The 14,602-nt window shown below is 62.6% G+C and carries 10 protein-coding genes; 6 read left to right on the top strand and 4 right to left on the bottom strand.

The genetic code is table 11. The annotated features are described in order from the left end of the window. Positions 1–2 precede the first annotated feature (2 nt). The 3 genes from RPE78_RS02380 to RPE78_RS02370 form a co-directional block, all read right to left on the bottom strand. The gene (locus tag RPE78_RS02380; protein ID WP_406721133.1) at positions 3–2,507 is read right to left on the bottom strand and encodes a cation:proton antiporter; all 2,505 of its coding nucleotides are present in this window, start codon (positions 2,505–2,507) and stop codon (positions 3–5) included. A 160-nt stretch (positions 2,508–2,667) separates the two neighbouring features. Further along, positions 2,668–3,441 carry a Bax inhibitor-1/YccA family protein gene (locus RPE78_RS02375; protein ID WP_339107899.1) on the bottom strand — a complete coding sequence of 258 codons (774 nt, stop codon included), beginning with the start codon at positions 3,439–3,441 and terminating at the stop codon, positions 2,668–2,670. Positions 3,442–3,573: 132 nt separating this feature from the next. Continuing rightward, on the bottom strand, positions 3,574–4,548 hold the full coding sequence (locus RPE78_RS02370; RefSeq protein WP_339107898.1) for an NADPH:quinone oxidoreductase family protein: 975 nt from the start codon (positions 4,546–4,548) through the stop codon (positions 3,574–3,576). A gap of 330 nt (positions 4,549–4,878) precedes the next feature. Here RPE78_RS02370 and RPE78_RS02365 point away from each other — a divergent pair, with 330 nt between their 5' ends. After that, positions 4,879–5,244 (top strand): helix-turn-helix transcriptional regulator, encoded by a 366-nt coding sequence (locus RPE78_RS02365; RefSeq protein ID WP_339107897.1) that lies wholly within the window; start codon positions 4,879–4,881, stop codon positions 5,242–5,244. Positions 5,245–5,390: 146 nt separating this feature from the next. Next, on the top strand, positions 5,391–6,224 hold the full coding sequence (locus tag RPE78_RS02360; RefSeq protein WP_406721132.1) for an inositol monophosphatase family protein: 834 nt from the start codon (positions 5,391–5,393) through the stop codon (positions 6,222–6,224). A gap of 62 nt (positions 6,225–6,286) precedes the next feature. On the opposite strand, the gene RPE78_RS02355 is transcribed toward RPE78_RS02360, so the two are convergent. Next, positions 6,287–8,230 (bottom strand): trypsin-like peptidase domain-containing protein, encoded by a 1,944-nt coding sequence (locus tag RPE78_RS02355; protein ID WP_406721131.1) that lies wholly within the window; start codon positions 8,228–8,230, stop codon positions 6,287–6,289. 183 nt (positions 8,231–8,413) lie between these two features. Here RPE78_RS02355 and RPE78_RS02350 point away from each other — a divergent pair, with 183 nt between their 5' ends. The 4 genes from RPE78_RS02350 (at position 8,414) to RPE78_RS02335 (ending at position 14,520) form a co-directional block, all read left to right on the top strand. Continuing rightward, positions 8,414–9,349, top strand: coding sequence for a glycine--tRNA ligase subunit alpha (locus RPE78_RS02350; protein ID WP_339107894.1), 936 nt, complete (start codon positions 8,414–8,416; stop codon positions 9,347–9,349). A gap of 2 nt (positions 9,350–9,351) precedes the next feature. Next, complete coding sequence (locus RPE78_RS02345; RefSeq protein ID WP_339107893.1) at positions 9,352–9,789, top strand: DUF6446 family protein; 438 nt, start codon at positions 9,352–9,354, stop codon at positions 9,787–9,789. Between the two features lies 1 nt (position 9,790). Beyond that, positions 9,791–11,851 carry a glycine--tRNA ligase subunit beta gene (gene glyS, locus RPE78_RS02340; RefSeq protein ID WP_406721130.1) on the top strand — a complete coding sequence of 687 codons (2,061 nt, stop codon included), beginning with the start codon at positions 9,791–9,793 and terminating at the stop codon, positions 11,849–11,851. A 131-nt stretch (positions 11,852–11,982) separates the two neighbouring features. After that, positions 11,983–14,520, top strand: a complete 2,538-nt coding sequence (locus RPE78_RS02335; RefSeq protein WP_339107891.1) for a putative PEP-binding protein — start codon at positions 11,983–11,985, stop codon at positions 14,518–14,520. Positions 14,521–14,602 lie beyond the last annotated feature (82 nt).

The raw sequence follows: 14,602 nt of genomic DNA, 5'->3' as shown, positions 1-14,602 counted from the left end.
CCTCAGCTTGTTTCCTCCAGCAGCGCGTCGATAGAGACCCCGCGTTTGGCGGCCGCAATCTTTGCCGCTTCGCGGATCGCGGGACTGCGGCGCATCAGTTTACGGAAGCGTTTCTCGTCGAGTTCCAGAATGGTCGAGGGCGTGATCGCGCGCACATCGGTGCGGCGCGGCTTGCCTGTCAGCAGGGCCAGTTCGCCGAACATGTCGCCACGGCCCAGACGCGAGATCTGCCCCGCGGTTTCAAGCTCGACCGCGCCGGAGGCGATAAAGAAGACGCTGCGGGCATGGCTTTCCTTGCGCATGATCTTGTCGCCCGGGTCGAAATAGCGCGTGCGCAGGCTGCGGCCCAGAGGTTTGCGCACCGCGTCGTCGAGATCCTCGAACAGTCGCATCCGGCGCAGGATATCGGCCCGCTGCACCTGTAGATCCAGCATCGGGCGCTCTTCGGCCTGAAGCCTGCGCGCCGAGATATCCTGTATCAGCGAAATGAAGACTTCCTCGCTGATCAGGCCGTCCTCATGCATGATGTTATATTCGCGCTCTTCCATCCGCAGCGCGGTGCGGCGGATCAGGCGGCGCTCCAGTTCCTCGGCATAGCCGGGATATTGCAGCCTCAGGCCGAAGAGGGCGGTTTCGATATTTTCCACCCGACGGCCCAGCAATTCGCGCAGAAGGTCGGCCACGCGACGCCCGTGGATCCGGCGGATGCGGGCGTCGATGAAGGTGTCCAGATCACGCAGGATCATCCGTTCCGAGATCAGGCGTTCGAAACGGTCGGCGGTCAGCAGGGCCAGCGGGGCGGAGAAATGCGCGCGGTTATGCAGGAAGCTTGCGATGCGGAAGGCGCGCCCGTAAGACACCGCGCGTCGGGCGGCACGTTGATAGCCGGTCCGGCCATGCGTGCGGGCGCCCTCGATCAGATGGTCGGTCTGGCTCAGCGCGGCCTCGCCGATGCGCGCGGAAATCGAGCGGTCGCGCAGGCGGATCAGCACCTGTTCGCGCTCGAACCCCGCCAAGGCGATCAGACCCAGCGTGATGCGGTCACGGTCAAGGATATTGGCACCGGCCTCGGCCGAGCGCACGACCTCGTCCAGCCGCTCGCCGAAGCGCTTGGCCTCGGCCCGCACGATCTCGTGGTTCAGCTTGTAGTTGTCGCTGGATTTGGCGACATCTTCCCGCACGGTTTGCAGCGAAACGGCGATCACCTGATTGGCCAGCGCCTGATCCAGCGGGGACAGCTTGTCCAGCCCCAGCCGCCCGATCACGCTGCGCAGGGTTGTCCCTTGCACGATCAGGGTGAACAGGGTGAAGCCGGTGGCCAGAATGCCGACCACGCGCTTGATCTCGACAGGGACCAGCGCGTTTTCGGTGACCGCCAGCGCCAGCGCCAATGTGACCGCGCCGCGCAGCCCGCCCCACAGGATAGCCACCCGATAGGGGCGTTCCACGACCGGCGAAAGGCGCAGCAGGGTCAGCACCGGCAGCAGGCCGAACAGGATCACCGCACGCGCCAGAATGGCGGCAAGCACCACGACCCCGATCAGCAGGAAGTCGGTGACTGTCGTGCCTTCCAGCAGCCGCGGGATCAGCAGCGCGGCGAGAATGAAGATCAGCGCCCCTGCCCAATGCGCCACCAGATCCCATGTCTCGCGCATATTGGTCCATGTCGTCGGCTCGATCCGGCGCGGGCCCGCCAGATTGAGCGTCAGCCCGGCGGCGACAACCGCAATCACCCCCGAGGCCCCGACAAGCTGTTCGGCGATGATATAGGCCAGATAGGGCAGCGCGACCGAAATCGACATCTGGGCCTGTTCATAGCGCGGAAACAGGCCCATGATCCGCAGGCCGATCTGCGACAGGATCCAGCCCGTCATGACGCCTCCGGCGATCAGCATCGGAAAGCGGCCAAGCGCCTCGCCCAGTTTGGGGTCCGGTACTCCCAGCATGACATAGCTGACAAACAGCCCGAAAAGCGCGATGGCGGCGGCATCGTTCAGCAGGCTCTCGCCTTCGATGATCCGCGCCAAGCGTTGCGGGGCCGAAAGCGAGCGGAAGATGCTGACCACAGCCGAAGGGTCCGTGGTCGAGACAATGGCACCGACCAGAAGGCAGGCGGCCAGCGGCAGACTGGAGGTATAGGACAGCGCATAGCCCACCGAGAGTGTCGCCACCACCACCGCCACCACGGCCATGACCAGAATGGGCACCCAGTCATCCAGCATCCGGCGCAGGTTCATGCCCAGCGTAACCTGAAACAGCAAGAGCGGCAGGAAAATATAGAGGAAGACATTCGCCCTGATCGGCAAATTCAGGATCGCCTCGGCCAGCGGGTTCAGCGCGTCGGTCAGGGTGGTCTGCAAAAAGAAGATGGCAGCGCTGCCGATCAGGATACCCAGCAGCGCGATGATCACGGAATAGGGCAGGCGCAAACGCGCGGCCAGAGGTTCGGCAATGCCGATCACAAAGAAAAGCGATGCGATGACCGCGACGATGATAACGATTTCCATGACCCGAATGATAGCGGCTGACAATGGCCCTTTGAAGGCGGTTTCGCAGGGCCTTCTGGCAGGCAGGGGAAAGGGGGAGGGGTGGCTAGATATGAAAGCAGCCGCCGAAGATCGGCGGCTGCGCTATTGGCTTTCCGGCCGAGACAGGCAGGTAGGCGCCTTAGTCGCGGTTCCCCATGAGCTGCAAGAGCATCATGAACAGGTTGAGGAAGTCCAGATAGAGGCTCAGCGCCCCCATGATGGCCGCTTTGCCAAGGAAGTCCTCGCCCGAATGGGCCATTTCGATATAGGTCGCTTTGATCTTCTGGGTGTCATAGGCGGTGAGGCCCGCGAAGATCAGCACGCCCAGCACGGACACCGCAAAGGCAAGCGCCGAGCTGGCGATGAAGATGTTGACGATCGAGGCCACGATGAGGCCGATCAGGCCCATCATCAGGAACGAACCCATAGCCGACAGGTTACGTTTGGTGGTGTAGCCATAAAGCGAGAGCGACGCGAAGGCGATGGCCGTCACGAGGAAGGTCTGCGCAATGGAAACGCCGGTGAAGACAAGGAAGATCGACGAGATCGAGGCACCGACAAGGGCGGCATAGACCCAGAACACCAGCTGCGCCGCACCAACCGACATGCGGTGGATCGTGGCCGAGAACAGGAAGACCACGGCCAGCGGGGCCAGCATCACCACCCATTTCAGCGGCGAGGTGTAAAGTAGCGCGCCGAACTGGGTCAGCATGGTGCCATTGCGCATGGTGCCGACGGCCATCGACGGATCATTGGTCATTGCAAGACCGGCCAACGCCCATGCCACGACCCCGGTGATCAGCATCGCTGCCGACATCAGCCCGTAGACCTTGTTCATATGAGCGCGCAGACCTTCGTCGATCAGCGCCTGACGCGTACCGGCATTGGTGCGCATCGTGTTAAAACCAGCCATCAAATCCCTCCATGAAGCGGCGCGCGCCTCGTGTGGCACGCTTGTCGTCTGCCGATATTGGCAGGCTTGCTGATCATTTCAAGAGAGAGTCGCTGCGGTTTTGGCCGGAAAAGAGGTTAACCGGAGAGTTTTTCACGCGGATGTGGAAGGTGCCATCCGGATGACCAGCTTTCCGGTCGAGCGGCGGCTGCGCAGCATTTCAAAGGCCTCCTCGATCTGGGCAAGATCGAAGACATGCGAGATATGCGGGGTCAGCAGCCCCTTGGCGTGATCTTGCATCACGGCTTCGACAGAGCTGCGGAACATCTCCGGATCAATCTGCCGCATTCCGCCCCAATAAAGGCCGAGAATGGAGATGTTCTTGACCAGCGCGTGATTCAGCGGCAATTCGGGCGGAGTGCCGCCCGCAAAGCCGATCAGCAGAAAGCGTCCACCCGGTTTGAGCGCGCGAAACGCGGCCTCGCCCAACGCGCCGCCCACGGCATCATACACGACATCCACACCGCCCAGTTCTTTCAGGCGGGCTTTCAGGTCGGCGCTTTCGCTATCCAGCGTGATCGCCGCGCCTGCTGCGCGCGCCACCGCGCATTTTTCTGCCCCGCGGGCCACGGCAATGACCTTTGCGCCAAGCCTTGCGCCGATTTCCACGGCGGTCAGCCCGACCCCGCCAGCCGCTCCGATGACGGCCAGCGTCTCGCCGCTACGCAAGCCCGCCTTCCGGTCCAGCGCGAGATGCGAGGTGCCATGCGCGATCAGCAGGCCCGCGGCCTCCAGATAGGATGTGCCCTGCGCAAGCGGAATGCAGCTTTCTTCGGGGAAGCAGCCATAGTCCGCCAGCCCCCCCTGACCGGCATAGATCACAACGCGCGTGCCCAGCGGGGTCGATGTGCCTTCGCCGCAGCCCACGACCTCGCCCGCGCATTCCAGCCCCAAGGTGAAGGGCGGGGCGGGGGTGTCCTGATAACGCCCCTGCATCATCAGCAGATCGGCGAAATTCAGACCACAGGCATGGATGCGGATTTTCAGCTCTCCTGCGGCGGGAACCGGATCAGGCAGGGAGCGGACCTGCGGCGCCGCAGAAAAGTCGTGAATTTGATAGGCTTTCATAGGGCTCTTCCGTCGCATTCGGGATCGGGCAAGCCTATAATCTGAGTCGCGCAGCGCAAGCGGTTTAGAATGATTCGTATTGGAATTACGTATAACCAAAATTTTGACACATTTGCATTTTGCGATGCAAATTGCGAAACACGCTGAGGGAGAGGGGGGTAAATTAGGCTCGCTTTAAGCTTCGCGACGATAAAATTTAAGAAAGCGACGCAAAGATTAACTTTGTTTAGGCTTTTTATACCAGTTTTGACGACCATTTGTGAGGAAATGCCGCCCTATGCGTGTGCGTACGTGCTAGGTTCCTTTTTGTAGTGTTGTAAGGACGATTGAATGAAACACCCAGTTGATGCCCATGTGGGCAAACGTATTCGCCATCGTCGCTGGATGATTGGCGTTACGCAGCAACAACTTGCTGACAAGGTTGGAATCAAATTTCAACAGATCCAGAAATACGAGACCGGCATGAACCGTGTTTCGGCATCGCGTCTTTGGGACATCTCGGAAGCGCTGGATGTGCCGATTTCCTTCTTCTTCGAAGGGCTGGAAGGCCGTGTCGAGAAGAAAGAGGTCGAAGGCGATATCTTGGCGGATAAGGAAGCACTGGCTCTGGTGCGCTCCTATTACGCGATTCCGGAAGAGCAGCGCCGCCGCCTGTTCGATCTGGCCAAGGTTCTCTCGGCGTCTTCTGCCGCGTGATCTTGCGATCCTGCGCGTTATGTCGTCCGGCCTGTCTGGGCCGGGCTAGGGCGTGGGGTGGCACTTCTTACGAGGCGCGGCATCATGCCTTGCCTTGACCTCCCGAAGGTGGCTCTGTACCGCTTGAACAAAAGCGGGAGTGCGCGATGAAAAAGCCTTTGGATATCACATCTCTTGAAGCCGATGCCTTGCTTGATCTTGCGCAGCGGCTTGCGGATGCGGCGCGTGTGGAAACATTGGCGCGGTTTCGTCCGCTTGGTGGCATTGCTGCGGCCAATAAGGATGCGGGCGGCTTCGATCCGGTGACAGAAGCGGATCGCGCGGCAGAAGCCGCGATGCGCGCCATTCTGGCAAAAGAACGTCCGAATGATGGTATTTTCGGGGAAGAGCAGGGGCAATCGCTTGGCACAAGCGGCTATGTCTGGGTGCTTGACCCGATTGACGGCACGCGTGGTTTCATGTCGGGCACACCCACTTGGGGCGTGCTGATCGGTTTGGCGCAGGTGGTTGACGGTGCCTTGGGCGCGCCGTTCCTTGGGGTCGTGGACCAACCCTATATTGGCGAGCGGTTTATCGGCGGTCTGGGGCAGGCGCGGCTGATCGGGCCGCATGGAGAATTTCCGCTCAAGACGCGCGCAGCGGCTCCGCAGGCGCTGGCCGATGCGGTGCTGTTCACGACGTTCCCCGAAGTGGGCACGGCCGCAGAAGGCGCGGCTTTCCGGCAGGTATCACAAGCGGCCAAGCTGACCCGTTACGGGATGGACTGCTATGCCTATGCGCTTCTGGCGGCAGGGCAGATCGACCTGGTGATCGAGGCCCAGCTGCATCCATACGACATTCAGGGGCCGATGGCCGTGGTCGAGGCAGCAGGCGGTCTGGTGACCGACTGGCAGGGCGGTCCGGCGCATCTGGGCGGGCAGGTGATTGCTGCGGCAAACCCCGAGGTTCATGCCGCAGCACTGGCGCTTCTGAACGCCTGATCCCTTTGCCCTGCACGCTTTCCCCTGCAAATGTGCAAACGGCACTTGCAGGGGGGGCTCCCTTATTTCCAGCAGCTTACATGAACAACCAGACCTTGCGCCGCCCGCGTGAGGTCTTCGGTGGCAATGGCCCCATGAGGCTCTGCGGCGTCCGGGGCTGTGCCCATGCGGGCCATCGCATCGGCCATTGGCTGGGCTTGTAGTGCCACCGACAGATCTTCGGGCAGGATCTTGTCGTCTACGGTGGTCTTGGGCAGCACCATGCCGATCACCGCGCCCGAGCTGTCCAGCACGGGGCCGCCGACATCGCCAGGCAGGCTGCGCAGGGCCAGACGTGCCTGCTGGGGTTCGTTCTCCAACCCCTTGAGCGCCGTGAGCGTTCCGAAGCTGAGCACCGGTGCCGAAAGCGCCTCGGGATAGGAGAACCCTGCCACGGCGATATCGGCCCCCGGCGCGGTTTGTGCCGTCTGGAATTTGGCAACCTGACGGGGCGATAGCGGTTTTTCCGGCGTCAGCAGGGCCAGCCCCAGATCCTTGTCCTGTGCCGTCAGCTTGGCCTTGCCATCCTCGATGGTCAGGCGCGTGCAACTGTCGATACCGGCGGCGGCGGTGGCGACCGTTCCGTGGCTGTCCACATAAAAGCCTGACCGCGCAAAGGCCGGTTTGCGGATGTCGAGCCCGCTGGTCAGGTCTTCGCGGCTAACGGTCATCGGCTTGCCCAAGGTCGGGTCCAGTGCCTGATTGCCGAAGGGCTGGAAGTTCTGCTGCATGGCGTTCAGCACGCGCGCGCGCTGTGCCATATCGCCATTTGCGGGCCAGACCAGCGTAAAGCCCTTGATCAGACCGCCTGATAGAGCCGCCTGTGTATAAGAGACAATCCTGTCGTTTCGTCCCTCGATATGGAACGCGGTCGCGGTCCGGGCGCGCGGCCCTTCCATCGGGACCATTTCCAGACGCTGCATCACATCATATAGCGCGCCGAGGTTCTTGGCGTCGCCCTGACGCGAGATCAGCAGCACCGACACCCCCGATCCGTCCTTCGGGCCATAGGTCACGAACGGCGCGTCATAGCCTTTGAACGCCACCAGACCGGTGGGCAGGGCAATACGGATGCCGGCATCGTTATTCTCGACGATCTCCAGCCCGAGTTCGGCGCGTTCCTTTTCGACTTGGGCCAGAAGGGCGGCCTGCTGGGCGGATGTCAGCACGCCTGTCGGCTCTTCGCCCTGTGCGCTCTGCCAAGCGGCAATCGAGCTGCGCGTGCCCGGACCGAAAGACGCATCCAGTCGACCGGTATAGACGCCCTGCCACGAGAGCGCATCCTGAATGGCCATCTTCTCGTCGCGCGTCAGAAGGGATTCGCGCTGACGGGACTGGGCCAGCGTTTCGACCGGCGGGGCCTCTTGTGCCACAGCAGGATCGGGCTGTGCGGGGGACGGCTGGACAAGAGCGGGCGTTTCAGACGGGCTTTGCGCGGGCGCGGGCTCTGTGCCCGTTTCGGTGGCCGGTGTGGTGGCCGGTGTGGTGGGTGTCGCAGGCTGCGATGCCGCGGCCTCGGGAAGGGCGGTCATCTCGCCCACGGGGGCAATCGGATCGCCCGCGCTAACGGGTGCATCCTGCGGGGTCTGTGGGGCCGTGGCCTGAGACGTTGGAACTTGCTGGAAGCGCGCGCCGACTGGCCAGAACTGCTGGCGGTAATTGGCCCCGTCGGTGACATAGGAATCAGAGGGGATCAGCCCCTCGCGTTGCAGCAGGCGGCGGCGGTCATTGGCGGCCTCGCGTGTGTCGAACGGACCGACGGAAATGGCATACCATCCGGTGGTCATCGCAAAGCCCGCCAGATCGGGCAGGCTGGACCAACCGCGTGCCGATTGTTCGGCCTGTGCCAGCGAGGGCTGGGCTTCGATCTGCAGCCACAGGGGGGCCGCCCATGCTGCGCCTGCCCAGACCATTCCCGTCAGGCTGGCCCCGACCATCATCGACACAGCTTTGCGCATAACCCTCATTATAATTCCTGCCCTGTTCAAAATTGCAAAGTTGGCGCAAATTAGCAGGGTTTTCGCCCGCGTCATCCCTTAAAGCCGGTGCGGTTGTCCAAGGCTGCGTGTTGTTGCACGTTGACCCCGCTTGCGGGCTTGCCTATCAGGCATAGGCAAGTTTCGATGACAGATCCGTCTGGGAGAGTTCGCATGTCAGATGCCACCGCCACCAAACCCGCCGCGCCGCGGTCGTTTCAGGAGATTATCCTGCGGCTGCAAGCCTATTGGGCGGGCAAGGGCTGCGCGATCATGCAGCCCTATGACATGGAAGTAGGGGCGGGCACCTTCCACCCTGCGACCACGCTGCGTTCGCTTGGCTCCAAGCCTTGGGCCGCCGCCTATGTGCAGCCCTCGCGCCGTCCGACCGATGGCCGTTACGGGGAAAACCCCAACCGCCTGCAGCATTACTACCAGTATCAGGTGCTGATCAAACCCAGCCCGCCGGATCTGCAAGAGCTCTATCTGGGCTCGCTGCGCGCGATTGGCATCGATATCGACCTGCATGACATCCGTTTTGTGGAAGACGACTGGGAATCCCCGACGCTGGGCGCTTGGGGTCTGGGCTGGGAAGTCTGGTGCGACGGCATGGAAGTGTCGCAATTCACTTATTTCCAGCAGGTCGGCGGCCATGACTGCCACCCCGTTTCGGGCGAGCTGACCTATGGTCTGGAGCGTCTGGCGATGTATGTGCTGGGCATCGACCATGTGATGGATATGCCCTTCAACGACCCCGACGCGCCGATTGCGCTGAAATATGGCGATGTCTTCAAGCAGACCGAGCAGGAATATTCCCGCTGGAACTTCGATGTGGCCGATACCGATATGCTCTTGCAGCACTTCAAGGATGCCGAAGCCGAATGCGAGCGTATTCTGGCCCAAGCCGATGAAGACAGCGCCGAGCGCCGGATCATCATGGCCCATCCCGCCTATGATCAATGCATCAAGGCCAGCCACCTCTTCAACTTGCTGGATGCGCGCGGCGTGATCTCGGTCACCGAGCGTCAGGCCTATATCGGGCGGGTGCGGGCGCTGGCCAAGCAATGCGCCGATGCCTTTGTGCGCACGCCCGCAGGCGGTGCGGCCTGATCATGGCGGCTTGGCACAGGATACTGGCCCTTGTGGCTCTGGCGGGGGGAACCGCCTCTCTCGCGCTTGCGGCGACCCCGCAGGCGCAGGAGATCCGTCTTGTGTCGATTTCGTCAGGCCAGCCCGAGCCGATCCTGACGGACGGTCTCAAAACCACGCAGGATGCCTTGGCCGCGGATTATCGGGGCTGTTTCACCACGCCCCTCAGCCTTGGCATGCTGACCGAAACTTTCACCGTAGACCCTTTGGCCAAGCCCGAGCCGGACACCCGTGGGCTGTCCTGCTATGATCCGGCCCGCCTGACCGAGGATCTGCGCACAGGCGAGGCTGTGGCCTTCCTGTCCGAACCCGACATCACCCCCGGTATGGACCGGGTGGTGGCCATTTATTCCGATGGCCGGGCCTATGCCTGGCATCAGCGACACGCCGCGGAGAATTGACATGCCCGATCTTCTAATCGAACTCTTTTCCGAGGAAATTCCCGCGCGGATGCAGGGCCGCGCGCGCGAGGACCTCAAGAAGCTTGTGACCGACGGGCTGGTCGAGGCGGGCCTCACCTACGCCTCGGCGGGGGCGTTTTCCACCCCGCGTCGCCTTGTGCTGACGCTGGAGGGCCTGTCGAAAGAGAGCCCGACCCTGCGCGAGGAACGCAAAGGCCCCAAGGTTGGCGCGCCCGAGAAAGCGGTTGAGGGCTTCCTGCGCTCGACCGGTCTGACGCTGGACCAGCTGGAGATCCGCGACGAGAAAAAGGGGCAGGTCTATTTTGCCGTCGTCGAGAAAGAGGGCCGTCCGGCACCTGCGATCATTGCCGAGGTGCTGGAAAAGACCATCCGCAATTTCCCTTGGCCGAAGTCGATGCGCTGGGGCGCGGGCTCCTTGCGTTGGGTGCGCCCGCTGCATTCGATCCTGTGCCTTTTGTCCGATGAAAGCGGCGCCGAAGTGGTTGATCTGGATATCGACGGCATCAAATCCGGCAATACGACCGAAGGCCACCGCTTTATGGCGCCGGGCCGTTTTGCTGTGACGGGCTTTGAGGATTACTGCGCCAAGCTGGCGGCGGCATCCGTCGTGCTGGACAGTGCCGAGCGTGAACAGACCATCTGGCATGACGCCGAGCAGATGGCCTTCGCCCGTGGGCTTGAACTTGTGGCCGACCGTGGCCTGCTGACCGAGGTGGCGGGGCTTGTCGAATGCCCCGTGGCGCTGATGGGCGAGATTGATGCGGAATTCCTCGAACTGCCGCCCGAGGTGCTGCAGACCTCGATGAAAGAGCACCAGAAGTTCTTCTCGGTGAAAAACCCGAAGACCGGCCGGATCGAGGGCTTTGTCACCGTGGCCAACCGCCAGACGGCGGATCATGGCGCGACCATCCTGAAGGGCAACCAGAAGGTGCTTTCGGCGCGTCTGTCGGATGCCAAATTCTTCTGGGAAAACGACAACCGTCTGGTGAAAACCGAAGGCCTGTCGGGCATGGGCGCGGGGCTGGCCGATGTGACCTTCCATAACGCGCTTGGCTCTCAGGCCGACCGCATCGCGCGGATCGCGGCACTGGCGGGTGAGATTGCGGATAAGGTCGGCGCGTCGCCCGATCTGGCCCGCGAGGCCGCCCAAGTCGCCAAGGCCGATCTGCGCTCGGAAATGGTCTATGAATTCCCCGAACTGCAGGGGATCATGGGGCGCTATTATGCGCAGCGTGCGGGTCTGCCCGAGGCCGTGGCCGATGCCTGCCGCGACCATTACTCGCCGCTGGGTCCGTCCGATGATGTGCCCACCGCGCCGGTGACGGTGGCCGTGGCTCTGGCCGACAAGATCGACACGCTGACGGGCTTCTGGGCGATTGACGAAAAGCCCACCGGCTCCAAAGACCCCTTTGCGCTGCGCCGTGCGGCTTTGGGGGTGATCCGCCTGATCCTGACCAATGAGCTGCGTCTGAACCTGCTGGAGGTCTTTGCCAAAGGCTATGAGGGCGCGGACGGGGGCGATCTTCTGTCCTTCTTCCATGACCGTCTGAAGGTCTATCTGAAGGATCAGGGCATCCGCCATGATGTGATCGATGCGGTTCTGGCGATGCCCGGAAATGATGACCTGACGCTGCTGGTCAACCGTGCCGAGGCGCTATCGGGCTTCCTGAAAACCGATGATGGCGAGAACCTGATCCAGGGCTATAAGCGCGCCAATAACATTCTGGCGCAGGCCGAAGAGAAGGATGGCGTTGAATACAGCTTCGGCGCGGATGTGAAATTTGCCGAAGGCCCCGAGGAGAAGGCGCTGTTTGCCGCCCTTGATAAGGCCGAGGCCGAGATCACGCCCGCGATGAAAGCCGAAGAATTCGCAAGCGCGATGGGGGCGATGGCCCAGCTTCGCGCGCCGATCGATGCGTTCTTCACCGCCGTGCAGATCAATTCCGACAACCAGATCGTGCGCCGGAACCGTCTGAACCTGCTCTCGCGTATTCGTCAGATCTGCCTGTCGGTGGCCGATCTGAACCGAATCGAGGGCTAAGTGCTTTATCTGCCTGCTATTTTTCAAGCGGGTTGGTTTGGTAAAAAGTTGTTCATGCGAAACCGGCGGCACATGCTTTGCGTGCCTCCGGTTTTCATGTATGCTGCACCTGCAAAATAGGGCGTGCTGCGATGCAGAAATTCTATGATTTTCCCGAATTCGTCGAGTTGACCCCGACGGCCAGAGTTGAGAAATCGCGGCACGGCTGGCGGGCAAAATGCCTGCAGCGGCTGATCCGGCTTGATCTGCCGGTGCCGCCGACGGTTGCGCTGCCGGTTGAAACGGTGAAGGCGATTGCCACGGGGCAGATGCCCGATCTGGCGCCCTTGACCAATGTTTTCGGGCAGGATTTCCTGATTTCCGTGCGCTCCAGCCCCGAAAACCCCGAATGGGGCGGGCCGGGGACGGTGCTGAATGTGGGCATGAATGACGCCATGCATCAGCGTCTTTGCGCCAGCCACGGGCAGGAGGCGGCGGATGCGCTCTATCTGAATTTCGTGCAAGGCTATGCGATCCATGTCGCGCGGCTTGACCCCGACATGTTCTCGGCCGAGGCGGGCGACGGGGCGCTGGAACAGGCGCTTGCCGCATTTGCCGAAGAAATGGATGACGATTTCCCGCAAGATCCGTTGCTGCAACTGCGCGAGGTTCTGCGCTCTATGGCGCGGGCGTGGGAAGGCACAACGGCGCGGCTTCTGCGGCAGGCCAAAGGCGCGCCCGCCGAGGCGACGCTGGGGCTTGTGCTGCAGGAGATGGCACTTGGCATCGGTCCCGGCCTGTCGGGGTCGGGGACGATCCAGTTTGTTGAAAGTGTCACCGGTCAACCGCAGATTACGGGGCGGTTCCGTGGCCAGTCGCAGGGGCGGACCAATGCGGTGGACACCCATTATCTGACCAGCGACCCGCGTGGCGCGGCACTGGAGGATGTGGCCCCCGATGTGTTTGCCCAGCTTTGCAGCTATAGCCCCGTCTGCCGGACCCGCCTGCGCGAGGAGATGCAGATCGAGTTCACCATCGAAAGCGGGCGGATTGCGGTGATTGATGCGGTGCGGGTGCAACGCTCGGCCCGCGCGGCGGTGCGGATCGCCGTGGCTTTGGCCGAGGACGGGGTGATCCCGCGCGACGAGGCGCTGTTGCGGGTGGAACCGCGTGCCCTGACCGAGCTCTTGCACTATCAGGTGGACCCGCGCGCGCCCCGCGATGTGATCGCCAGGGGAATCGCGGCCTCGCCGGGGGCGGCGACGGGCAAGATCGTGTTCTCGGCCTCGGCGGCGCAGGCGGCGGCGGCGCGGGACGAACCCTGCATTCTGGTGCGCCGCGAGACCCAGCCCGAGGATATCCGCGGCATGCATGCGGCCAATGCGGTGCTGACCGAACGGGGCGGCATGACCAGCCATGCGGCGGTGATTGCGCGCGGTCTGGGGCTGCCTTGCATCGTGGGCTGCAATTCCATCACGCTCAATTCGCGCGACCGTAGTTTCACCGGCCCCAAGGGGCGGGTGTTCCGCGAGGGCGATATCATCACGGTCGATGGCTCCAGCGGTGAAGTGCTGCTGGGCGAGGCCGAGATGCTGGAACCCGCGCTGGATGACGGGTTCCGCACACTTCTGCGTTGGGCGGATAATGTGCGCGACATCGGTATCCGCGCCAATGCCGACACGCCCGATGATGCCCGCACGGCGCGCAACTTCGAGGCGGACGGGATCGGGCTGTGCCGGACCGAACATATGTTCTTCGATGAAGACCGGCTGACCGTGATGCGCGAGATGATTTTCGTGGACAGCCCCGAGGATCGCGCGGCCGTGCTGGAACGTCTGCTGCCGATGCAGCGCAACGATTTCATCGCGCTGTTCGACATTATGGCGGGGGCGCCGGTCTGTATCCGGCTGTTCGACCCGCCTTTGCATGAATTCCTGCCGCATGACCGCGAAGGTCTGCGCGAACTGGCCGAGGCCGTGGGGCGTCCGCTTTCGGAGGTCACGCGGCGCTGCGAGGCGCTGAACGAGTTTAATCCGATGCTTGGCATGCGGGGGGTGCGCCTTGGGGTGACCCTGCCCGAAATCTACGACATGCAGGCCCGCGCCATTTTCGAGGCGGTGATCGAGGCGGGGCGGCGCGGGTCGGTTATCGTGCCCGAGATCATGATCCCGCTGGTTTCGGCCTCGCGCGAGGTCGAGCTGGTGAAGACGCGGATCGATGCGGTGGCAGCGGCTGTCCGCACCCAGCAGAAGGCGCAGTTTTCCTACCGTCTGGGCGTCATGATGGAGACCCCGCGGGCGGCGCTGCGCGCGGGCGAGATTGCCGAACATGCCGAGTTCATGTCCTTCGGGACGAACGACCTGACCCAGATGACCTATGGCTTGTCGCGCGATGATGCGGGGCGCTTCATGTCGACCTATGTCAATCAGCGCGTCTTTGCCGAGGACCCGTTCCATATTCTCGACATCGAAGGGGTGGGCGAGCTGCTGCTGATCGGGGCAGGGCGGGGGCGTGCGACGCGGCGCGATATCACGATTTCGGTCTGTGGCGAACATGGCGGAAACCCCGAATCGATTGCCTTCTGTCGGGCTGCGGGCTTCGATTATGTGTCCTGTTCACCATTTCGTGTGCCGGTGGCGCGGCTTGCTGCGGCGCATTTTGCGCTCTTGGCTCCGAAACAGCAACAATGATGGCTCTCCGTTTCGTGACCTTAAAACTTGATGTAAATCAGTCAGTTTTCAGGATTCCGCGAAACTTGATAACGTCAAGGTT

The organism is Thioclava litoralis (genome assembly GCF_045278885.1).
Lineage (GTDB): Bacteria > Pseudomonadota > Alphaproteobacteria > Rhodobacterales > Rhodobacteraceae > Thioclava > Thioclava litoralis.
The sequence above is the reverse complement of the archived record's forward strand: the minus strand, read 5'-3'. Positions and strand labels throughout refer to the sequence as shown.

Coding starts and splice junctions, on each gene's coding strand:
- RPE78_RS02380 (WP_406721133.1), bottom strand. CDS start 2,507: ATGGAAATCGTTATCATCGTCGCGGTCATCGCATCGCTTTTCTTTGTG.
- RPE78_RS02375 (WP_339107899.1), bottom strand. CDS start 3,441: ATGGCTGGTTTTAACACGATGCGCACCAATGCCGGTACGCGTCAGGCG.
- RPE78_RS02370 (WP_339107898.1), bottom strand. CDS start 4,548: ATGAAAGCCTATCAAATTCACGACTTTTCTGCGGCGCCGCAGGTCCGC.
- RPE78_RS02365 (WP_339107897.1), top strand. CDS start 4,879: ATGAAACACCCAGTTGATGCCCATGTGGGCAAACGTATTCGCCATCGT.
- RPE78_RS02360 (WP_406721132.1), top strand. CDS start 5,391: ATGAAAAAGCCTTTGGATATCACATCTCTTGAAGCCGATGCCTTGCTT.
- RPE78_RS02355 (WP_406721131.1), bottom strand. CDS start 8,230: ATGAGGGTTATGCGCAAAGCTGTGTCGATGATGGTCGGGGCCAGCCTG.
- RPE78_RS02350 (WP_339107894.1), top strand. CDS start 8,414: ATGTCAGATGCCACCGCCACCAAACCCGCCGCGCCGCGGTCGTTTCAG.
- RPE78_RS02345 (WP_339107893.1), top strand. CDS start 9,352: ATGGCGGCTTGGCACAGGATACTGGCCCTTGTGGCTCTGGCGGGGGGA.
- glyS (WP_406721130.1), top strand. CDS start 9,791: ATGCCCGATCTTCTAATCGAACTCTTTTCCGAGGAAATTCCCGCGCGG.
- RPE78_RS02335 (WP_339107891.1), top strand. CDS start 11,983: ATGCAGAAATTCTATGATTTTCCCGAATTCGTCGAGTTGACCCCGACG.